The 21,381-nt window shown below is 49.2% G+C and carries 20 protein-coding genes and 4 tRNA genes; 22 read left to right on the forward strand and 2 right to left on the reverse strand.

The window, feature by feature from the left end; genetic code table 11:
- The first annotated feature begins 37 nt into the window (after window positions 1-37).
- From rnc to adhP, 14 genes are all read left to right on the forward strand, one after another.
- Window positions 38-841 carry a ribonuclease III gene (rnc, locus tag BRW83_RS03920; protein WP_232451495.1) on the forward strand — a complete coding sequence of 268 codons (804 nt, stop codon included), beginning with the start codon at window positions 38-40 and terminating at the stop codon, window positions 839-841.
- A 14-nt stretch (window positions 842-855) separates the two neighbouring features.
- The gene (era, locus tag BRW83_RS03925) at window positions 856-1,755 is read left to right on the forward strand and encodes a GTPase Era (RefSeq protein ID WP_005881363.1); all 900 of its coding nucleotides are present in this window, start codon (window positions 856-858) and stop codon (window positions 1,753-1,755) included.
- Window positions 1,756-1,808: 53 nt separating this feature from the next.
- Window positions 1,809-2,606: a DNA repair protein RecO gene (gene recO / locus BRW83_RS03930; protein ID WP_005881362.1), complete on the forward strand. Its 798-nt coding sequence runs from the start codon at window positions 1,809-1,811 to the stop codon at window positions 2,604-2,606.
- Window positions 2,607-2,653: 47 nt separating this feature from the next.
- The gene (pdxJ, locus tag BRW83_RS03935; RefSeq protein ID WP_005881361.1) at window positions 2,654-3,418 is read left to right on the forward strand and encodes a pyridoxine 5'-phosphate synthase; all 765 of its coding nucleotides are present in this window, start codon (window positions 2,654-2,656) and stop codon (window positions 3,416-3,418) included.
- A 21-nt stretch (window positions 3,419-3,439) separates the two neighbouring features.
- A complete protein-coding gene (gene acpS, locus BRW83_RS03940) occupies window positions 3,440-3,859 on the forward strand; it encodes a holo-ACP synthase (protein ID WP_005881360.1) in 420 nt (139 codons plus the stop codon).
- A gap of 10 nt (window positions 3,860-3,869) precedes the next feature.
- Window positions 3,870-4,937: a beta-N-acetylhexosaminidase gene (gene nagZ, locus BRW83_RS03945; protein WP_005881359.1), complete on the forward strand. Its 1,068-nt coding sequence runs from the start codon at window positions 3,870-3,872 to the stop codon at window positions 4,935-4,937.
- An 8-nt stretch (window positions 4,938-4,945) separates the two neighbouring features.
- Window positions 4,946-6,844, forward strand: coding sequence for an excinuclease ABC subunit UvrC (gene uvrC, locus BRW83_RS03950; RefSeq protein ID WP_005881358.1), 1,899 nt, complete (start codon window positions 4,946-4,948; stop codon window positions 6,842-6,844).
- Between the two features lie 74 nt (window positions 6,845-6,918).
- The gene (pgsA, locus tag BRW83_RS03955) at window positions 6,919-7,482 is read left to right on the forward strand and encodes a CDP-diacylglycerol--glycerol-3-phosphate 3-phosphatidyltransferase (protein ID WP_036603085.1); all 564 of its coding nucleotides are present in this window, start codon (window positions 6,919-6,921) and stop codon (window positions 7,480-7,482) included.
- Window positions 7,483-7,539: 57 nt separating this feature from the next.
- A tRNA-Gly gene (locus tag BRW83_RS03960) sits at window positions 7,540-7,615 on the forward strand.
- A gap of 86 nt (window positions 7,616-7,701) precedes the next feature.
- A tRNA-Gly gene (locus BRW83_RS03965) sits at window positions 7,702-7,777 on the forward strand.
- 58 nt (window positions 7,778-7,835) lie between these two features.
- Window positions 7,836-7,909, forward strand: a tRNA-Cys gene (locus BRW83_RS03970).
- Between the two features lie 165 nt (window positions 7,910-8,074).
- Window positions 8,075-8,641: a GNAT family N-acetyltransferase gene (locus BRW83_RS03975; RefSeq protein WP_005881356.1), complete on the forward strand. Its 567-nt coding sequence runs from the start codon at window positions 8,075-8,077 to the stop codon at window positions 8,639-8,641.
- Between the two features lie 172 nt (window positions 8,642-8,813).
- Entirely contained in the window at window positions 8,814-9,596 is a 783-nt protein-coding gene (locus tag BRW83_RS03980) for a TrmH family RNA methyltransferase (protein WP_005881355.1), read from the forward strand.
- A gap of 185 nt (window positions 9,597-9,781) precedes the next feature.
- Window positions 9,782-10,810 carry an alcohol dehydrogenase AdhP gene (adhP, locus tag BRW83_RS03985; RefSeq protein ID WP_005881354.1) on the forward strand — a complete coding sequence of 343 codons (1,029 nt, stop codon included), beginning with the start codon at window positions 9,782-9,784 and terminating at the stop codon, window positions 10,808-10,810.
- Between the two features lie 667 nt (window positions 10,811-11,477).
- Here adhP and BRW83_RS03990 read toward each other — a convergent pair.
- Window positions 11,478-11,777, reverse strand: a complete 300-nt coding sequence (locus tag BRW83_RS03990) for a helix-turn-helix domain-containing protein (protein ID WP_005881353.1) — start codon at window positions 11,775-11,777, stop codon at window positions 11,478-11,480.
- Between the two features lie 835 nt (window positions 11,778-12,612).
- On the opposite strand from BRW83_RS03990, the gene BRW83_RS03995 reads away from it, so the two are divergent.
- The 8 genes from BRW83_RS03995 (at window position 12,613) to BRW83_RS04030 (ending at window position 20,672) form a co-directional block, all read left to right on the forward strand.
- Window positions 12,613-13,191, forward strand: a complete 579-nt coding sequence (locus BRW83_RS03995) for a superoxide dismutase (RefSeq protein WP_005881351.1) — start codon at window positions 12,613-12,615, stop codon at window positions 13,189-13,191.
- Between the two features lie 168 nt (window positions 13,192-13,359).
- The gene (locus BRW83_RS04000; protein WP_005881350.1) at window positions 13,360-14,295 is read left to right on the forward strand and encodes a histone deacetylase family protein; all 936 of its coding nucleotides are present in this window, start codon (window positions 13,360-13,362) and stop codon (window positions 14,293-14,295) included.
- 141 nt (window positions 14,296-14,436) lie between these two features.
- The gene (gene rpsU / locus BRW83_RS04005; protein WP_005877634.1) at window positions 14,437-14,649 is read left to right on the forward strand and encodes a 30S ribosomal protein S21; all 213 of its coding nucleotides are present in this window, start codon (window positions 14,437-14,439) and stop codon (window positions 14,647-14,649) included.
- A 106-nt stretch (window positions 14,650-14,755) separates the two neighbouring features.
- The gene (locus BRW83_RS04010; protein WP_036603078.1) at window positions 14,756-15,205 is read left to right on the forward strand and encodes a GatB/YqeY domain-containing protein; all 450 of its coding nucleotides are present in this window, start codon (window positions 14,756-14,758) and stop codon (window positions 15,203-15,205) included.
- A 56-nt stretch (window positions 15,206-15,261) separates the two neighbouring features.
- Entirely contained in the window at window positions 15,262-17,061 is a 1,800-nt protein-coding gene (gene dnaG / locus BRW83_RS04015; RefSeq protein WP_005881348.1) for a DNA primase, read from the forward strand.
- A 173-nt stretch (window positions 17,062-17,234) separates the two neighbouring features.
- Window positions 17,235-19,694 (forward strand): RNA polymerase sigma factor RpoD, encoded by a 2,460-nt coding sequence (gene rpoD / locus BRW83_RS04020; protein ID WP_005881347.1) that lies wholly within the window; start codon window positions 17,235-17,237, stop codon window positions 19,692-19,694.
- Between the two features lie 18 nt (window positions 19,695-19,712).
- Window positions 19,713-19,789, forward strand: a tRNA-Ile gene (locus BRW83_RS04025).
- A gap of 556 nt (window positions 19,790-20,345) precedes the next feature.
- The gene (locus BRW83_RS04030; protein WP_005881346.1) at window positions 20,346-20,672 is read left to right on the forward strand and encodes a hypothetical protein; all 327 of its coding nucleotides are present in this window, start codon (window positions 20,346-20,348) and stop codon (window positions 20,670-20,672) included.
- Window positions 20,673-20,692: 20 nt separating this feature from the next.
- Here BRW83_RS04030 and BRW83_RS04035 read toward each other — a convergent pair whose 3' ends face one another.
- Window positions 20,693-21,202 carry an alpha/beta hydrolase gene (locus BRW83_RS04035; protein ID WP_005881344.1) on the reverse strand — a complete coding sequence of 170 codons (510 nt, stop codon included), beginning with the start codon at window positions 21,200-21,202 and terminating at the stop codon, window positions 20,693-20,695.
- Window positions 21,203-21,381: the final 179 nt, after the last annotated feature.

Raw genomic sequence — 21,381 nt, forward strand, 5'->3', positions numbered from 1 at the left:
TTGATTTTTGATTGAACAGGGAAACTCTCAAATTGCGATGATGAACGTGAATGTGTTGCAGGAAAGGATCGGATATTCTTTCCGACAAATCGACTTGCTCCAGACGGCACTGACTCATCGGAGCTTTTCCAGTCATCATAATGAACGACTGGAGTTTCTGGGCGATTCACTGTTGAATTGCGTCACGGCCATCAATCTGTACGAGCGGTATGTCGAACTGAATGAAGGCAATCTGTCGCGACTGAGGTCTTCTCTTGTCAGACAGCAGGCACTGTACGAAATTGCGCAGAAACTGGATATGTCCAGTTTTTTGCGTCTGGGTGAAGGAGAACTGAAAGCCGGTGGCTTCAAGCGTCCCTCAATTCTTGCCGATGCAATGGAAGCGTTGTTCGGTGCCATATTCCTTGACTCCGATTTCGAGACGGTCAGAAGGGTCATTACGCAACTGTTCACTGACATGATGAAAGGGCTCGACCCGGAAACGTTCGGGAAAGACGCGAAAACGCAATTGCAGGAATATTTGCAGGGACACAAGCTGGCTTTGCCGGAATACCAGGTCGTTGCCACACACGGTGCCGCGCACAATCAGGAATTCGAAATCGAATGTACGATCGGCAAATTCGGCATTCACGTGTTCGGAACGGGTTCCAGCCGACGGGCCGGAGAACAGGAAGCGGCACAGAAAGCGCTGGTTGCTGTGGAAGAAGCCATGAAAAACAAAAAGCAGGTTTCATCCGGAAAAAAAGGCCGTAAGGAAGCACAGATGAAATTGATCGGTATCGCTACACCACAAAGAGAACTGCCTGTCGAAGACGAGGCGGTGCCACCTACCAGAAAATGAGTGAGGTTGACATCATGACAGATCAGGAAAACAGCCATTTCCGAAGCGGTTATATCGCGATTGTCGGACGTCCGAACGTCGGCAAATCGACCCTGATGAACGAATTGATCGGTGCCAAGGTCAGTATTACGTCGCGCAAGGCGCAGACGACGCGCCACCGGATCATGGGCATCCAGACAGATGAGGACACCCAGTTCATTTATATCGATACGCCGGGATTCCAGACGCGCTACAACAATGCGTTGAACAAGACCTTAAACAAGACGGTGACGAATACGCTGACTTCGGCTGACGTCATCCTTTTCGTCGTCGATGCGGATGTATTCGGACAGGCCGACCAGCAGGTTCTCGATCTGATCCCGAAAAAGGTTCCGACGATTCTGGTCATCAACAAGACCGACAAGGTCAAGGATAAAAAGGACCTGATGCCTTTTGCGGAAAAGGTTTCGGCATTGCGCGATTTTGCCGCCATCGTGCCCGTTTCGGCAAGGCAGCGTTTCCAGCTGGACCGGCTTGAAAATGAAATCCGCCATTTCCTGCCGGAAAATCCGCCGATGTTCGATCCCGAAGATGTGACCGACCGGAGTGAACGGTTCATGGCGGCGGAAATCATCCGTGAAAAAATCTTCCGTTACACCGGCGATGAATTGCCTTATACCAGTACCGTCGTGATCGAACAGTTTGAACGCAAGGAAAAAATCTGCCGCGTGTTCGCCGCCGTTCTGGTCGAGCGCGATGCACACAAGGCCATGATCATTGGTCATAAAGGCGAGAAACTGAAAGAGATTTCCACCGAAGCACGACTGGATATGGAAAAAATGTTCGGCGTGCCGGTTTATCTGGAAATCTGGGTCAAGGTTAAATCCGGCTGGGCCGACAATGAAGCCGGTCTGCGCGCATACGGATACGATTAAGGCTGTCAGGCTTGTCAAAGGGGGTAAATGTCTGTGAGTGTGGACAGGAGAAAATGCAGGTGAATACCGAAACGGAAAAAACGGCAAAAACCGGTTCCGTGAAAACTCCTGAACGCTCATCGTCCGGCAAAAGTGGTTCCGAACACAGAATTGTGGAACAGCCCGGTTTTGTCCTGCACAGCTATGTTTACAAGGAAAGCAGCCTTGTCGTCGACGTGTTCACGCGCGATTACGGCCGGGTCGCTCTTGTCGCAAAGGGCGCAAAAAGGCCTACATCACGTCTGAGAGGCGTCTTGCAGACTTTTCAGCCGCTGTCCATCGGATGGACGGGGAAATCCGAACTCCGGACTCTCACGACGGCGGAATGGATTGGCGGCATGATCCCGCTGGAAAATTCAGCCCTGCTTTACGGGTTTTACCTGAATGAATTGCTGTTGAAACTGACGGCACGGGAAGACCCGCATCATCTTTTGTTCGACCATTACGTCAAGGCCCTGAACCGGCTGGCGACGTCCGAATCCGCCCAGACGGTCTTGCGCATTTTCGAGCTGGCTCTCCTGAAAGAAACGGGTGTGGCAGCCGATCTGTCGATCGATACGACGACCCGGCAAAAAGTCGATCCGGAAGAAGTGTATGTTGTCGATCCGGAAAACGGGCCGCGACCGGCACGCATGGGCGATGAAGCGCCGAGAATGGCCGGAAAGACACTACTGGATATGGTTTGCGAGGATTATTCCGACCAGCAGACACAGCTGCAAAGCAAATTGTTGATGCGTTATTTGCTGGCGCATCATTTGAATGGTGTACCTCTCCAGACACGAAAGATATTATTAGACCTGCGCCAGTTGTAACATCAGGGTAAACTACCCCTATTATCGATCCTTTTTTTCTGCGAGCCATGAGTTTTCTAAATCCAGGTGGCCCGGTCATCGAACTGGGCGTCAATATCGATCATATCGCCACCCTTCGAAATGCGCGGGGAACGACGTATCCCGATCCTGTGAAAGCCGCTGTCATGGCAGAGCAGGCTGGAGCCGATGCGATTACCCTTCATCTGCGCGAAGACCGGCGTCATATCAAGGATGCCGATGTCCGGGCAATCAGGCCATTGCTTGTAACACGTATGAATCTGGAATCGGCGATTACGCCTGAAATGATCGATTTTGCCTGCGATATCAAACCGCATGACGTTTGCCTCGTACCGGAACGGCGCGAGGAGCTGACGACGGAAGGTGGTCTGGATGTCGTGCGTTCTTTCGATATCGTCGCCTCGGCAGTCGAACGCCTGACCGACGCGGGCATTCGTGTCAGTCTGTTCATCGACCCAGAAGAAGAACAGATTATCGCTGCACACGAAACGGGGGCGCCGGTAATCGAACTGCATACAGGGCGTTATGCAAATGCCTTTGATGAATCTTCCCTTCGCCATGAACTGGAACGGGTGAAGGCTGGCGTTGAAGAAGGCATCAAGAACGGATTGAAAGTGAATGCCGGACACGGTTTACACTATGCCAATGTATTGCCGATTGCCGCGATTGACGGTATTGCCGAGCTGAATATCGGCCATGCGATTGTTGCGCAAGCGGTATTCGATGGCTGGGAAAAGGCCATTCGGGACATGAAAGCGCTTCTGGTGCAGGCTCGTATACCAGAAACAAACTAAAGACGGAACAGAGTTGAAAATATGATTTACGGTATCGGAACCGATATGATACTGATCACGCGTCTGAAAGCTGCACTTGAAAGACATGGTGACCGGTTTGCGGAAAAAATATTGGGACCTGACGAAATGAAGCGTTATCTTCATCGCAAGTCCAAAGTCGAGTTGAGAGGCTTGCGCTATCTGGCGACCCGTTTTGCCGCGAAGGAAGCGTTTTCTAAAGCGCTTGGACTCGGCATGCGAATGCCGATGACATGGCGGTCCATGCAATTGTTGAACGCAGCCAGTGGCAAACCGGAAGCCTTTTGCAGCGGCAAACTGAAAGCGCATATGGAAGAACTGGGCTTAAAAGCCCAGGTATCGGTAACGGATGAAGCGGAATATGCCCTGGCTTTCGTCGTTATCGAACAGATGGAAGAAGCGACGGAAACCATAACAGACTGACAGGTGAACCATGAAAAAAACAAGCTCGTTGTTAAGCGGTAAAAGAAACAGTTACGGCCCTGTCATGCTGGATGTGATCGGTTTGCGCCTTCTGGATGAAGATATCAGAAGAATCCGCCATCCCGCCACAGGCGGCGTCATTCTTTTTGCACGCAACTACCAGAACAGGGAACAATTGACGGCTTTGACGGCTGCCATTCGCAAGGAACGTGCGGATATCCTGATTGCCGTCGATCATGAAGGGGGACGTGTCCAGCGTTTCCGTTTCGACGGTTTCACCCGTTTGCCACCCATGCGCTCGCTGGGGAAAATGTGGGAAAACGATCAGGTCGCTGCCAGTCGTGCGGCAACGGCGGTCGGTTATGTGCTGGCTTCCGAATTGCGCTCATGTGGCATCGACTTTTCATTTACCCCGGTTCTGGATCTTGACTATGGCGTTTCAACCGTTATCGGTAACCGTTCATTTTCCCGCAATCCGAACATCGTCACTTTTCTGGCAAAAAGCCTGAATTACGGACTGGCACTCGCCGGAATGGCCAATTGTGGAAAACATTTCCCTGGCCATGGCTATGCCACAGGCGATTCCCATACGGAAATTCCGGTTGACGACCGGTCGCTGGAAGCGATTTTGCTGGAAGATGCCGCACCTTACAAAAATCTGGGCATGAGTCTGGCCAGTGTGATGCCAGCCCATGTCATTTATCCGAAAGTCGATTCCCTGCCTGCCGGTTTTTCAGTCAAATGGCTGTCGATCCTGAAAAACGAACTCGGGTTCGACGGTGTCGTTTTCAGCGACGACCTGAGCATGGAAGGTGCCAGCGTGGCCGGCAGTATCGTCGAGCGGGCGAATGCGGCTTTGGGTGCCGGTTGCGACATGGTGCTGGTCTGCAATACGCCGGACAAGGCAGATGAATTGCTGGCGGGATTGCCTGCACGGTCTGAAGAGGAAATGCGTGATTGCACTGCGAAAATCGGCAGCCTGATGCCAGCTGTTCCGGCGCTCGACTGGGATAGCCTGCAGCAGGAAAAACGGTATCAGCGTGCCCGTGCTATCGTGGAGCAGATCCCTCAGGAATAAAGAAAGGTATGTCGGAAAAAGAAAGAGACGTTTCAACGGGCGAAAACGGGCAAAACCCGGAAGACAATTCTGCCGAAAAACGGAAAGAACTGCTGAAAGCGGTCAAACAGCTGCCTCATTTGCCGGGGGTTTATCGTTACTTCGACAAGAACGACAAGCTCCTTTATGTGGGGAAAGCGCGCGATCTGATCAAGCGGGTCAGCACCTATTTCCAGAAAGCCTCACCGTCGCCACGGATCGCCATGATGGTCGAGCGCATTGCCCGCATGGAAACCACGGTCACGCGTAGCGAGGTTGAAGCTCTGATTCTTGAAAGCAACCTGATCAAGACGCTTCACCCTCATTACAATATCATTTTCCGCGACGACAAGTCGTATCCCTATCTGAAAATCACCGGACAGAAGTATCCGCGCATGGTCTATTACCGCGGAAACGTCGATCGTCACAACCAGTTTTTCGGTCCCTTTCCGAACTCATGGGCTGTCCGGGAGACGATCCAGATCCTTCAGCGGGTATTCCGTTTGAGAACCTGTGAAGACAGCGTTTTCAAAAACCGGACGCGTCCCTGCCTGCTTTACCAGATCAACCGTTGCAGTGGCCCATGTGTGGATTTGATTAGCGAAGAGGGCTATCGAAAGGATACGGAAAACGCCGTGCGTTTCCTTCGTGGCGAACAAACGGTCATTCTGGGCGAGTTGCAGGAAAAAATGGAGCGGCATGCCGAACGGCTGGAATTCGAGGAAGCCGCTTTTGTCCGGAATCAGATCGCGTCGCTGTCACAAGTGCTTCAGCAACAGAGTATGGAATCGGACAAGGTTGCCGATGTCGATATCATCGCCGTTGTCGTCCGGGAGGGACGTGCGTGTGTCAATCTGGCGATGGTTCGCGGCGGACGGCATCTCGGGGACAGGGCGGTTTTTCCCGGCAATCTTGGGAGTGGCGTGGATGAAAATGAAAAACTGGAAATACAGGTATTGAAAGCGTTTCTGGCGCAGCATTATATCGACGGACAGATTCCGGGAACGATTGTCGTCAATATGGATTTCGATGAGCCTGCATTGCTCGTGGCCCTGTCGGAACAATGCGGTCACCGGATTCACATCGTCACACAGCCGCAGGGGCAGAGACGGCTCTGGCTTGAAATGGCGCAAAAAAATGCCGAAATCGCACTGGCACGAGTCCTGTTGCAGTCCGATACACAACTCTCACGTGTCAAGTCGCTGATTGAATTGATGAATCTGGATATCGAAGATCCGAACGATTTGCGGATAGAGGCATTCGATATCAGCCATACGCAGGGTGAAGCCGTTCAGGCTTCATGTGTAATATTTCATCATTGCGCAATGCAAAATAGTGAGTATCGGCGTTACAATATCGCCGGAATTACACCCGGCGACGATTATGCCGCCATGAAACAGGTTTTGACGCGCCGATATGAAAAACTGGTCGGGCATGAAGACCTGATGCCGGATATCGTTCTGGTCGATGGCGGAAAAGGCCAGGTTTCGATGGCGACACAGGTCTTTGCCGAACTGGGGCACGACCTGTCCTTAATCGTCGGGGTTGCCAAGGGGGAAGGGCGGAAAGTCGGTCTGGAAACGCTGGTGTATGCAGATGGCCGCCTGCCGCAGGAACTGGGGAAAGATTCAAAAGTCCTGATGCTGATAGCCCAGATCAGGGACGAAGCGCATCGTTTTGCCATTACCGGCATGCGTGCGAAAAGAGACAAGAAAAGACAGGCCTCCCGTTTGGAGGAAATTGAAGGAGTCGGTGCAAAAAGAAGACAGAAATTGCTGGCCCGTTTCGGGAGCGTTCGCCAGATAGCGGATGCCTCGGTTGACGATCTGGCGACAGTGGAAGGTATTTCGCGTCGTCTGGCACAGCAAATTTATGACCAGTTGCACTAGAATAACGCCTTGTATTTTTATTTTCAGAAAAATAAAAAATGCAGTCAATCAGTGAAAGTTGCAAGAATCAGTCTATGCCGTTTAATTTACCTATTTTCCTGACCTGGGTAAGGGTGGCACTCGTGCCCTTGCTGGTCGGTATTTTTTACCTGCCCCAAAGCTGGATGTCCCTGTATGCACAGAGTCTGACGGCAGGCATTATATTTATCGTGGCTGCCATTACTGACTGGATCGACGGTTATCTGGCCAGAAAATGGAACCAGACGTCGGCCTTTGGCGCTTTTCTGGACCCGGTAGCGGATAAACTGATCGTGGCAGGTTCCCTGATCGTTCTGGTCCAGCTGGGACGCGTCAGTGCGATACTGGCATTCATTATCATCGGCCGCGAAATCGCCATTTCCGCACTGCGTGAATGGATGGCGAAAATCGGTGCGTCCAATTCGGTAGCCGTCAATTCACTGGGTAAAGTCAAAACGATTGCCCAGATGATCGCCATACCGATGCTTTTGTATTACGATAATCTTTTTTACGTCATCGACACGCGCTTCATAGGAACCTATCTTCTGATCATAGCGGCGTTTTTGACGGTTGTATCCATGCTGTATTATTTACGCAAAGCATTGCCGCTGATTAAGTAAATTGTCGTTGGGGTATTGACAATACAGAGGCAAATGCTACAATGCTCATCTTTCAAAGCGGGAGTAGCTCAGTTGGTAGAGCGCAACCTTGCCAAGGTTGAGGTCGAGAGTTCGAGACTCTTCTCCCGCTCCAGTTCTTCATGGCATTCTGAAGAAATGGAACCGGCGGTATCTGGTGAAAGCAGTCAGTTCACCGGAATTTGTAGCGATGAATACGATGCGGGAGTAGCTCAGTTGGTAGAGCGCAACCTTGCCAAGGTTGAGGTCGAGAGTTCGAGACTCTTCTCCCGCTCCATCTTTTCATTATCTTCCCGGGTTCATGCTTTTTCAGGCTGGTTTGGCCATCTCTCGATGGCAGGATAGCAAAGTGGTTATGCAGCGGCCTGCAAAGCCGTAGACGTCGGTTCGATTCCGTCTCCTGCCTCCAACAAGTCGTTTTTCATCACAAGATTTTTCTCCTCGCTGTTTTTCAATTGACGGCATTTGTTTTCGTTCGTTTACATCCCCTCAGGCGGCTGGTACATTTGCCGATATCTTCGTGTTTCAAAAAGCCTGTCTGAAAACAGGGTTTCGCTTCGGGAGGAACAGTGTGATGATTCGTTTTGCCAGACCTGACGACAGCGTGGCAATACTGGAAATTTATGGCGCTTACATAGAAACGCCGATTACGTTTGAATGTGAGCTTCCGACTGAATCGGAGTTCTCGAAGAGAATGGCTGACATATCGGCGTTTTACCCGTGTCTGGTATGCGAGGAAGAAGGTAAGGTAATCGGATTCGCCTACGCGCACCGGCACATGGAACGACAGGCGTATCAATGGAATGCTGAATTGTCGGTTTATCTCGACCCTTCGTTTACCTCGAAAGGCCTCGGTAAAAAACTGTATGCCATTCTGATAGAAATGCTGAAATTGCAGGGAGTCAGGACAGTATATGGAGGCGTGACTGTTCCCAATGAAAAAAGCGAATCCCTTCACAAGGCAATGGGCTTTTCTGTAGCAGGTACTTACCATCATGCCGGTTTTAAAGACGGAAAATGGCGTGATGTGACCTGGTTTGAAAAGGCCATTGCACCGTATGATTCTTATCCGGAACCTGTCGTTTCCATCGGCAGTATTCCCAAACAGGAACTGCTTGAAATCATCTCTTCATTCCGGTAAGCAGCTTGGGCTATTTCTGGCAGAAATCATTTGACCATGCCCTTTACGGCGGACCGGGTTGAACCAGCGATATTGACAATCCACTTTCAATCCCCGAGACTTCATATTCCCGGCAAACATATAAAACTTCTTGCTGACATCAGTCACTTCAATCTCACTCGATAAAGCATTCATGAAATCACTGACATCCAAAGACAACCCGCAATACCGTGAGTTGAAGCAACTGGCTTCCAGTTCGGCCGCAAGGCGCAAAAGCGGGCAATCGGTCCTGGATGGCATTCATCTTTGCCAGTCGTATCTGGAGCATATCGATGTACCACTTTTGTGTGTTGTGAGCGAGGCATCGCAGCATCATCCGGAAGTGGCTGCCATTATGGGTGAATGCGAGAGAAGAGGCGGAGAATGCCTGTTGTTGACGGACAGTCTTTTTCATCCGTTAAGTCAGGTGGAAAACGGTATCGACATTCTTTTTCTGATCGTCACACCGGTTCATGAGGACTGTCCTGAACTGACACAAACAGGCGTTTTGCTGGACAGGATTCAGGACCCCGGCAATCTGGGTTCGATCCTCCGGAGTGCCGCAGCCGCCGGAATCCGGCAGGTATTTTGCAGTCCGGGAACGGCGGCAGTATGGTCCCCCCGTGTTTTACGTGCAGGAATGGGCGCGCATTTTCTCCTTGAAGTATTTGAAGACGTTTCCCTCGAAAAACTGATTGAAACCGCCAAAATCCCCGTGATCGCCACGACGCCCTACACGAAAAAAACAATATACGATTTCGATCTGAACCGCCCTGTCGCATGGTTACTGGGACATGAAGGAAGGGGAGTGGATGAAAGGCTGATGGTCATGGCCAGCGACAAACTGGTTATTCCCCATATGGGAGCGATGGAATCTTTGAATGTGGCGGCCTGTGCAGCCGTCTGTTTCTTTGAGCAGGTCAGACAATGCCGGTAGTTTCAGAACCGGTTTCTGTCGGGATGATGCAAATAAAAAGCCTGTTATGGAAATGACAGGCTTTATTGTTTTTGGAGAAAAAATTTTTCATTCTGTGATTTTTCCCTGAAGTTTCCAAAATCCCCGGGGTAGAATAAAAGAAAGGTCTGCTCTTTTCTTTCGCACATATTTTAGACAGGTGATTTATGAAAAAGACAATGAAGGCAGCAGTAGTACATGAATTCGGCAAGCCGCTGGTGATCGAGGAAGTTCCGATCCCCGTTCCGGGCGATGGCCAGATACTGGTCAAGGTCGAGGCGTGTGGAGTTTGCCATACCGATTTGCACGCCGCCAATGGCGACTGGCCTGTCAAGCCCAATCCTCCATTCATTCCCGGACACGAAGGCGTCGGATATGTCGTCAAAGTGGGCCCCAATGTCAAACATATCAAGGAAGGCGACCGGGTTGGCGTACCCTGGCTGTATTCGGCTTGTGGACATTGTGAATATTGTCTGGACGCATGGGAAACACTGTGTCTGAAACAGGAAAATACGGGGTATTCCGTTAACGGCAGTTTTGCCGAATATGTCGTTGCCGATGCGGATTACGTTGGCATTTTGCCTGACAATGTCGGATTCGTTGAAATCGCGCCGGTTCTCTGTGCCGGGGTGACGGTTTATAAAGGCCTCAAGATGACGGATACCAAACCGGGTGACTGGGTCGTGATTTCCGGAATCGGGGGACTGGGGCATATGGCAGTGCAATATGCCAAGGCGATGGGATTGAATGTGGCGGCCGTCGACATTGATGACGCCAAACTCGATCTGGCGAAACGACTGGGTGCTTCCGTTACCGTCAATGCAGCGAAAACCGATCCGGCAGCGGCATTGCAGAAAGAAATCGGAGGGGCTCATGGTGTGCTGGTGACAGCCGTTTCTCCAAAAGCATTCGAGCAGGCTTTGGGAATGGTTCGCAGAAAAGGTACCGTTTCACTGGTGGGACTGCCACCGGGCGATTTCCCTTTGCCGATCTTCAATCAGGTATTGAATGGTATTACCGTTCGCGGGTCAATCGTTGGAACACGTCTGGATTTGCAGGAATCGCTCCAGTTTGCCAAAGAAGGCAAGGTTCATGCCACCGTTGCCACGGACAAGCTTGAAAACATCAACGATATTTTCACACGCATGAAAAACAATGAAATCGAGGGACGTATCGTTCTGGATTTCAGCAAATGAAAAACAGACGCTTCAGATGGTGAAGTCGCCTGATAGTTGACTGTACCTCTATGTTTCATATACAGCCATGACACAAAACTGATGTCATGGCTGTTGTTTTTGGCAAAACAAAAAAGTTCTTTTCAGGTATTTGTTCAGGCCTGTTTCGATTGAATTTTTGCGATCGTTAAAATGTGACAAATAAATACATAAATTGATTAATTACAATATTTATGTGACTCAGAGTAAAAAAATAGTTGACATGAGTAATGCGATTTGTTTTAATGTTTCCAAGGGCGGGAATAGCCGGAACTAAAAAGCAGAAAATTCCTTTCCTGAGCTGATGAAGCTGATTAGCTGATGAAGCTGATACCAAGATGTACCAACTTTACCAACTTAACCAACTTTACCAACTTAACCAACTTTACCGACGTAAGGAGAGAGACATGGAAACCGCAGGAGTTATGTTCTGTTTTGCACTGATGGCTTTGGGCGTAATTGGCGCAGTTATGCAGAAAGCAAAAGGCAACTGGTAAGATTTAGCCGATACTGATTGCAAAATGCCAGATCATCAGATCTGGCATTTTTTATTGTGCGGGACAGGAAGCGGATTAACGAGAAATGTTTTCGTCAAAATCGGGATTCTTTGCGGAGATATGATGTCTGGTGACTGAACGAAGACGTTGCTTCAATTGTTTTGTTCGTTTGCCGGAGCGCTGAGCAAAACGAGCGTGCTTTTGGCCAGTTCCGCTTCCAGTTCCTTGCTCATTTCGCCGAATTCGTCATGAGAAGTTCCAAGGAATAACAGAATACCGATAGGCACGTGCAAGGCGTGACAAATTTTCTGCAAAGTCGAGAGGGTGATATCACGCTGGTTGTGTTCAATTAACGAGAGATAGGAAACCGAGCATTCTGCCAGTTCGGCGAGCTTCGTCTGAGAATATCCTCTTCTTATACGGCATGTCTTGATTGCATTGCCTATATCCATTTGATCTCCTTGTTAAACATACTATCCCGACTCGATGGAGGGCCTTGTGCGCCTGGATAAGCATTGACGCAAACCTGATGTTTGCCTGTTTTTTATACGCGTCGTAGGTCAAGTCCGCGAAAAAATGACTATTTTAATTCAAAATATGAGCTGATATCAAATCCTGAGGCCTGGTGCCAGCCAGCGGTTACGGAAAACAGGTGTTTTCCAATGTCAAAAGACAGTTCATGGTTTGTGCAGGTATTCAAATAAAAAAGGATTCTTTTTGAAACATCCATTTGGTTTGTTGAGCTTGCACAGAATCCATTTCTCCTGTTCCTGAAAAATGAAAAATGACAGAAAAGACCCATTTTTCACGGATTTGACGGACAGGGGACATTATACGATGAAAAGCAAATGGACATTGATGCTCGGCGCCCTCTGTCTGGTTTCAGCCAGCGTATTGGCGCAGGAAACAGGTGCATCGATAGATACGCCGAAAAAGCACGATATCAAGCGCTGAAATATTTTCGTTCTCAAATGGGTATTTCCATATGAACATTGCCTTCACGATACCGGGGAGTGCGATTAAAGATGCGTTGCCGGAGGCGAAAAACTGGTTGTCGGCAATGGCATTTGTGCGGTACTCCATGTAAGCCTTCCGACATTTTTGCTTATCAAAAATCGTTTGATGCACGTCAGGTTTTTTTTCGGACAATTCCTTATGCTTGAAGATGACGCAAGAAATGGCAGAGTTTGCTGAAAACGGAAAAATGAACGTACTCAGCAACAATTTCAACTTGCCCTTATAATTAATTTTCCTGATTCTCAAATTGCCCCCTAGAAAGGAATTGTCATGGAACACAAATTACCGCCTTTGCCTTATCCGATGGATGCATTGCAACCGTACATTTCACAGGAAACGCTGGAATACCATTACGGCAAGCACCATCAGACTTATGTAAACAATCTGAACAATCAGATCAAGAATACCGAATTTGAGAATATGCCTCTTGAAGAAATCGTCAAAAAATCGTCTGGCGGTATTTTCAACAATGCAGCTCAGGACTGGAACCATACTTTCTACTGGAATTGCATGAAGCCGAATGGCGGCGGCAAACCGGCTGGCAAATTGCTGGACGCGATCGTGGCCAAATGGGGTACTTTCGAGGATTTCCAGAAAGCTTACGGTCAGGCTTGCGCTTCCAATTTCGGTTCAGGATGGACATGGCTGGTCAAAAAACCGGATGGTTCGGTCGATATCGTCAACACATCCAATGCCGCTACACCATTGACCGGCGCGGACAAGCCTCTTTTAACCTGTGATGTCTGGGAACACGCCTATTACATCGATTACCGCAATGCCCGCGTCAAATACGTTGATGAATTCTGGAATGTGGTGAACTGGGATTTTGTCGTTTCCAATTACGCCTGATTCCATCAGGAATCTGAAAACGCCGATATGAAAATCGGCGTTTTTTTTGGCCGGTACGGTGTAAACGTGTGTGTTACAAGTGTTTGAATGGCATGCGATGTTTTATAATAGACATTCCATTTCGCCCTGTTTTTTTGTTTTCGGAAAACGCCCTCATCTGGAGATGTCATGAATAATACCGTTATTCTTTCTTCCGACGCCTGCCTCGGCCACAATCCCGGACCTCATCACCCTGAAAGTCCCGAGCGTCTTCTGGCGGTCAGGGAAGCGCTTTCCACGCCGGAATTCGAATCGGTTCCTTGGATACATGCTCCGCTGGGAACGAAAGAACAATTGCTTCTCGTCCATACACCCGAGTATGTCAATCGTATCGCAACGATCAGGCCGAAAGCCGGATATGTGCCGTTGGACGGAGGCGATACGGTCATGTCACCCGGAACGTGGGATTGTGTCATGACGTGTGTCGGCGCAGCCTGTATGGGCGTCGATCTCGTTATGAAAGGCGAAGCCGACAACGTTTATTGTGCAACCCGTCCATGCGGTCATCATGCCGAACCGGACAGGGCAATGGGATTTTGCGTTTTCAATCATGCCGCTGTGGCGACAGCGTATGCATACGATAAATACAAACTCGACCGTGTGGCCCTTGTCGATTTCGATGTCCATCACGGCAATGGCTCTCAGGACGCTTTTTATCACCGGCCTGAAATTTTCTACGCTTCCTGTCATCAATCGCCTTTTTATCCGGGAAGTGGAGCGCGTTATGAAACGGGTATCGATCACAATATCGTCAACGTGCCGCTTTCTCGCGGTGCGGGGTCGGATAAATTCCGCAATTGCATGACGTTTGAAATTCTTCCTGCCCTTAAAAAATTCAATCCGTCATTTCTGATCATTTCAGCCGGTTTCGATGCGCATAAAAAAGATCCTCTCGGTGGCCTGGCTTTCACGGATGACGATTATTACTGGGTGACCAAAGAGCTGATGAAGGTTGCCGACGAATGTTGCGACGGCAGGATCGTTTCCATTCTGGAGGGCGGCTACAGTCTTGAGGGGCTGGCAAGTGGTTCTGCCGCTCATGTCAGGGCATTGATGGGAAAATGACGTGTTTTCAGGGAAAGATGGAGCTCCGTTGTATATTTGCACAACATTGGAAGAAGAAATGAAACGGCGCTACTTCCCTCCATTTAAATAAGCTGTTAAAATCTCAATCTTTCCATATTGGCTTTAACACTGTAATTATTCATGACCACTATTCGCCTTAAAGAAAACGAACCATTCGAAGTCGCAATGCGACGTTTCAAACGCACCATTGAAAAAACCGGTCTGCTGACCGAACTGCGTGCGCGCGAGTTCTATGAAAAACCAACTGCTGAACGCAAGAGAAAACTGGCTGCAGCCGTTAAACGTCACTACAAACGTATTCGTAGTCAGCAGTTGCCGAAAAAAATGTATTGATTTGATCTGCCGGTTCCGGCAGATTTCGGATAGCTGATAGAGGCCCGCTCCGGTTGAACCGCGGCGGGTTTTGGTGTTTCAAATAACAAAAATACTGGAGTTCGACGTGAGTCTGAAAGAACAAATTGTCAGTGACATGAAAGATGCCATGCGAGCCAAGGATGCAAAACGTCTGGGGACGATCCGCATGCTGACCGCTGCCATGAAGCAGAAAGAAGTCGATGAACGCATCGAATTGAACGATCAGCAAGTGCAGTCGATCATCGAAAAAATGATCAAGCAGCGCAAGGATTCCATTACGCAATTTGAAGCGGGCGGCCGTCCCGATCTGGCTGACAATGAAAAGGCGGAAGTCGAAGTGCTAAGTGCATACATGCCTGCAGCCCTGTCGATGGAGGAAATCGAAAAAGAAGTGGCCGACGCCGTTGCCGGTGCAGGGGCTTCTGGCCCGCAAGATATGGGCAAGGTCATGGGAGTCCTGAAAGGACGTCTTGCAGGCCGTGCAGATATGTCAGCTGTATCGGCTTTGGTCAAAAAAGCGCTGACCAAAGCCTGAGCTGTTCGTTGTCAATACGCGAAAAGTTTCGCGAATGAAACAGGTTTTTTGAATTCGTGATCCCACAATCATTCATACAGGATTTGCTGAACCGGGTTGATATCGTCGAGGTGGTCGGCAATCACGTTCAGCTGAAAAAGGCGGGTGCAAACCTTCTCGGTTTGTGCCCGTTTCATACTGAAAAATCGCCCAGTTTCACCGTCAGTCCCGTAAAACAGTTTTATCACTGTTTCGGTTGCGGGCGAAATGGTTCCGCCATCACTTTCCTGATGGAACATTCCGGTCTTTCCTTTGTCGAAGCAGTGGAAGAACTGGCAGGCAGTGTCGGCATGACGGTTCCTGAGGATGAAACGCGCATTCCTCCCGGAGAGCGGGCGAAAAAACAGGCCAAAACGCTGGCATTGACGGAAGTGATGACGCAGGCAAGCCGTTTTTACCGGCAACAGTTGAAAAAAGCGCCAGAGGCTATCGATTATCTGAAAAAGAGGGGAGTTACCGGGGAAATCGCCTTGCGTTTCGGCCTCGGTTATGCGCCCGAGGCAAGGGATAGCCTTAAAAACGGTTTTGAGGATTATCGGGCGAGTGAGCTTGAAGAAGCAGGTCTCGTCATCGAAAAGCAGGGTGATGAGGCGTTTCATACTTCGTCGAAACGATATGACCGTTTTCGGGACAGAATCATGTTCCCGATCAGAAACACGAGGGGGCAGGTAATCGGGTTCGGTGGCAGGATTCTTGAGAAAGGCGAGCCCAAGTACTTGAATTCACCGGAAACACCCTTATTTCAAAAGGGAAATGAATTATACGGTTTGTTCGAGGCACGGCAGGCGATCCGGGAATCGGGTTACGTTCTGGTTGTTGAAGGGTATATGGATGTCGTTGCACTGGCGCAGCTTGGATTCCCTCAGGCCGTCGCGACCCTGGGAACGGCCTGTACGCCGGTTCAGGTGCAAAAACTGATGCGGCAGACGGATAGTGTCATTTTTTCTTTTGATGGGGATGCGGCAGGACGGGGTGCAGCGCGCAGGGCGCTTGAAGCCAGTTTGCCGCTGGTGTCGGATACGAAGGGGGTCGGTTTTCTGTTTTTGCCACCGGAACACGATCCGGACAGTTATGTCAGGGAATTCGGGCCTGAAGCCTTTGATGCACTCGTAAAAAAAGCGATGCCTTTATCGGAATTTTTGCTGGAAGAAATCGTTGGCGACAACAACCTGAATACGCTGGAAGGAAGGGCGCGGGCGCAACATACGGCAAAATCCCTGTGCGCTTCCCTGACGCCTTCGGCATTGCGTTTGCAGATATTGAGACGGCTGGCACAGATTACGCAAACGCCGGATGGTGAACTGGAAACGTTTCTGGGATTTTCCAAACCGGTTGTTCAGACAAGACGCATTCAGGCGCGTGCGCCGCGTCCTCCGGTAGTGGGGCTTGAACGACAGGTTTTGAGGCTATTGATGATGTTTCCACGCTTTGGTGAGGAATTGAGTCCCGATGATATCGATACCATAAAGGGATTTTCGCCAGATCAGGGCGAATTGTTGATGGCGATTTTGAATGCTTATGGTGTTATGGGTGAGCAGGCCAATCTGGCAGCGCTGGTCGAGCATTTGCGACTCGATGGAGTGGATTGCGAACAGCTGGTACAGGAAACGGTCGGACAGGAATTTGAGGCAGAGCCAGCCTTGCTGGAGTTGAAGGGGGCGGTGCGTCAGATAAAACTGCGCGTTTTGTCGTCTGAACTGGAAAAACTGTTTTCGTCCAGTTTGACGACGGAAGAAAAAAACCGCCGTTATTACGAACTGAAGCAGCAGCAGGAGACTTTGCAGAAAGAAATGAATGCTGAAAATTTGCGGCAGTAAATCTTTTTGAGCGGAAATTAAGCAAAAAAAGAAATGTAAAAAGTGTTATAATATAAGACTTTACATACGAGATGGGTGTGCGCATTATTGGTTCAAGACGCACTCACGGTATCGTCTGACAATACGCCGGTTTTTGCCGGCATGAATGGATTCTCGAGCGGACAACGGACGACATGAATAAATCAGATAAATCCCTACCAGTAACTGATGAAACCAACAATACGACTGTCGTGGTAAAAAAACGCGGTCGCAAGAAGCTGGATGAAAGTGCTGTGGCGGCGCAGGAATTGCCGGTTACGCCTGAAAATGCTGTTTCTGCCAAACGGGGCAGAAAAAAAGCGATGCCTGAGGAAAACCTGGCATCTGAAGTTTCATCCGATATCCCTGAAGTCAAAGTCAAAAGTACACGCGGAAGAAAACCGAAAAATGCGGTTTTGGCCGAGCCTGAAGTCGTGCTTTCCGAAAATAGTAACGTATCCAGCACAGTCGTAACGACGGATGCCGCCAAACTGGCAGCAATCGATACGTCCGGTTACGTGCTGCCCAGCGTCAAGGTTCCGGGAAGAAGAGGCCGCAAGCCCAAGGATTTTCAGCCGGAAAATGAGGAAGTTGCCGCACTGAATGCGGTTGAACGTGCTGAAATGAAGGCCGTTGACAAGGCGCGCGCCAAGGATCGCAAGGCCAAGGAAAAGGCATTGTTGAAAGATGCCCTCTCGGGTGATTCCGAAGCGTCGATGGAAGAACTGGAACGCCGTCGTGAACGCCTGATGATCCTGATCAAGCTGGGCAAGGAACGTTCTTTCCTGACTTACGCCGAAATCAACGATCATCTGCCGGATAACGTCATTGATCCGGATGCGATTGAAGGTATTATCAGTACCTTTAACGACATGGGCATTTCGGTCTACGAACAGGCTCCCGACGCGGAAGAACTGTTGTTGACCGACAATGTCGTGACAGTCACCAGCGATGAAGAAGCTGAAGCGGCTGCCGAGGCTGCCCTGTCGACTGTGGATTCCGACTTCGGCCGGACGACCGACCCTGTCCGCATGTATATGCGTGAAATGGGTTCTGTTGAACTGTTGACCCGTGAAGGCGAAATCGAAATTGCAAAACGGATTGAAGAAGGCCTGAGAGATATGATCTCGGCGATCTCTTCCTGTCCGACAACTATTCTGGAAATCATCGATCAGGCGGAAAAAATCCGTGCCGATGAAGTGAAAATCGATGAAGTGGTCGATGGGCTGGCTGATGATGAAGAAGGCTCGGAAAACGCGGCCCTGAATGCTTCTGCCAGTGATTCTGATGAAGATTCCGATGAGGAAGATTCCGATGAAGAGGATTCCGACGACGAAGAAGATGACGAAGAGTCCGGTTCTGCCGGTGGTGCCGCTGCCGGTTTCTCCGCCGAACAGCTCGAAAAACTGAAAGATGAGGCATTGGGCAAGTTTGCCGTCATTGGTGCGCACTTCAAGGAAATGCAGCAATCCTTTGAAAAAGACGGTTACAATTCGCCGGCTTATCTTCAGGCACACGAAAGCATTTCCGCAGAGCTTTTGACCATGCGCTTTACCGCACGTTTCATTGAAAAGCTGTGCGATACCTTGCGTGCGCAGATGGACGAAGTTCGCCAGATCGAACGTGAAATACTGAATGTCGTCGTCAATAAATGCGGGGTGCCGCGTGCCCACTTCATCAAGACATTCCCTGGCAATGAAACGGATCTGACCTGGATCGACGAGGAAGTCGAAGCCGACCATCCCTATAGTGCCATCCTCGAACGTAACGTTCCGATGGTCAAGGAATTGCAGCAGAAACTGGTCGATATCCAGAACCGTATCGGTATGCCTCTGGCTGACCTGCGTGAAATCAACCGCAAGATGGTTGCCGGTGAAATGCGTGCCCGCAAGGCCAAAAAAGAAATGACGGAAGCCAATTTGCGTCTGGTCATTTCGATTGCCAAGAAATACACCAACCGTGGTTTGCAGTTCCTGGATCTGATTCAGGAAGGCAATATCGGCTTGATGAAGGCCGTCGACAAATTCGAATATCGCCGTGGTTACAAATTCTCGACCTATGCGACATGGTGGATTCGTCAGGCGATTACGCGTTCGATTGCCGATCAGGCCAGAACCATCCGTATTCCGGTTCACATGATCGAAACGATCAACAAGATGAACCGTATTTCGCGCCAGATCCTGCAGGAAACCGGTGCTGAACCGGATCCGGCGACACTGGCCGTCAAGATGGAAATGCCTGAAGACAAGATCCGCAAGATCATGAAAATCGCAAAAGAACCGATTTCAATGGAAACGCCGATCGGGGATGATGACGATTCGCATCTGGGCGATTTTATCGAAGACAACAATACGCTGGCTCCGTCTGATGCCGCCTTGCACGCATCGATGCGCAATGTCGTCAAGGACGTTCTGGATTCCCTGACGCCACGGGAAGCCAAGGTCTTGAGAATGCGTTTCGGTGTTGAAATGTCAACTGACCACACTCTGGAAGAAGTCGGCAAGCAGTTTGATGTGACACGTGAACGTATTCGCCAGATTGAAGCGAAGGCCTTGAGAAAATTGCGTCATCCGTCGCGTTCGGATAAACTTAAGAGTTTCCTGGAAAGCAATTGATAATTGCCATTTTCAGAAGGGCCTATAGCTCAGTTGGTTAGAGCAGAGGACTCATAATCCTTTGGTCCCAGGTTCAAGTCCTGGTGGGCCCACCAATAAAATCAAAGAGTTACGTGAAAACGTAACTCTTTTTTTGTCTGATTTTTCAGATTATATTAAACAGTGTCTAATATTGCTTAATCTTCAGGCGGTCTTGAAATTGCAATTTTATGCGGTTTAAATGTTCTTTCATATTAGGTGGCCTGTCGTGTCGATTCTTTGAAGGTGGATGGAAACTGAAGTATTTCATGTGATATTTTATTAAATTGTCACTACGTTAGTTCCTTGATGAACATTCATGAAAGTTTAAGGATTCGATGGAAAATCCAGTTGTTTCAATAATATTTTTCATCCGGGTGGGGGCAATCAAAAAGACCAGCTTTCAATTTCTTGTTATAAAAACTTTTTATGGGCTTATGTATGTTTTGCGCGTTTTCTCAAGATGGATTTTTTATTCTTTTCTATAGTTAAAAAAGGAAAATAGTCTGAAAAATAAATCAAATGTGTCATATGCAGAAAAGTAACAAAATGTCAAAACTTCAAAAGATGACGAATTTTGGTTATATTCTCTCTAAAGACATATATTGATGAGCATGGAAGAGGAGCAGGCCTATGACTACGATTGTTATTTTCGTTATTGCGGGACTTATTTTTGCATGGGGCTGGTATCGTATTTACCGGCACAATATCCAGAAAGGAACGCGCCCCCTGATCGCTCATATGCTGGGTTTTTTACTGGGAATTTTCCCGGCCCAGTTTTTCATTTATGCCAGTTTCGCCAGTTACCCTCCGCCTGAACTTGAACCGCCATCCACAATGACGGTGTGGTCCTTGTGGATCATTTTCATTGTGACCGTGCTTGCGCTGATTTATATAACGACGCGCCCGATTGTCCTCGGTCCGCGGGAAGAATTGCCGATCAAGGGAAAGAAAAGCTGATTTGTTCATACAGGGGTGGTTCAGCAACTCCTGTTTTCCATTCTGTCCAGAAATGATTTCAGATAATCCCCGACCTGATCCAGACGGTTTTTCAGGCGGTGTTCGTCATCGAGCAAGTGAAGTGTGCATTTATGCTCGCGACTGAACCGGATGACGTTTTCAACAGGAATCAGGCTGTCTTTCCAGCCGTGAACGATTTCAATGGCATTACCAATGCATCCCAGACGATGTGGAGGGTAATCCGGCATATCGATGGCCGGAGCCAGCAGAAACAATCCCCTGACGGGAATGGCGGCGCTGGCGGTCATGGCGACCCATCCACCCATGCTGGAGCCGACAAAATAACTGGCCGGCCGTTTTTTGCAGGAGTCTGTCAACATCCTGACGCGCACAGCCGGATCGAACGTCGCTGAATAGTCGAGGCTTTCCACGTCAAAACCCATTTGTCTGGCGATATCGGCCAGATACCTGATTTTGGTACCCCAGGGGCCGCTTTCCTTGCCGTGTACGAAGTGGATAAGTGGTTTCATATAGTCTAAAAAGATAAATTGGCCTGTTTACCCGGATTTTACTTTATAAAAGGAGTCAGGTTGATATTGAATATGTATAGGTCTGCTTCCTGAAGTCGATCCGGTTTTGATCGGGCGCGGGTGATCTTTTGTATGACAATTTGCCGTTTTTTTCTTGCCAGAATAAAGAAAAACAAACA

The organism is Oxalobacter formigenes, from assembly GCF_002127965.1.
Taxonomy (GTDB): Bacteria; Pseudomonadota; Gammaproteobacteria; order Burkholderiales; family Burkholderiaceae_D; genus Oxalobacter; species Oxalobacter formigenes.